This window comes from Mycobacterium sp. KBS0706, assembly GCF_005938675.2.
Classification (GTDB): Bacteria; Pseudomonadota; Alphaproteobacteria; order DSM-16000; family Inquilinaceae; genus Inquilinus.
In genome coordinates, this window is sequence record NZ_VCCH02000377.1 from 1 (window position 1) to 388 (window position 388).

Genomic DNA, 388 nt, shown 5'->3' on the forward strand with positions numbered 1-388 from the left:
ACACCCTACACCGACATCGCGATCACGCCGCTGCCGCCCGAAGACGAGGAGGGGCTGGACCTCCTCAAGACGCGACAACAGCGCGTGGCTGCCACCGTGCGCTGACCGGGACGCCGTCTCGGCTCTCGCAGGCCCGGGAAATGTCCCTGAGGTGTTGCGGCTGTTGGGCGCAGATCAAAGATGCATTCGAAGAAGCACCCATTCCGGAAGAAGGCCGTCGAGGTGGCACGGGTAGCCAACGTGGCAGCCGCTCCTGTCCGCCGCGTCAAGGCCGCCCGACTCTCCAAACTTACGACATGGATTGCGGTATCGATCGCGGCGGCGATTGCACTCGGCGGTGGTCTGGCCTCTCAATTTCTGGTGGGCGGCTGGGTTACCTCACGATCTG

At 64.4% G+C, this 388-nt stretch carries 1 protein-coding gene; it reads left to right on the forward strand.

Annotation, left to right across the window (positions count from 1 at the left end; all coding sequences use genetic code 11):
• Positions 1-180 precede the first annotated feature (180 nt).
• Positions 181-388: hypothetical protein (locus tag FFK22_RS44270; protein ID WP_221939330.1), on the forward strand; the 208-nt coding region annotated here is incomplete at its 3' end.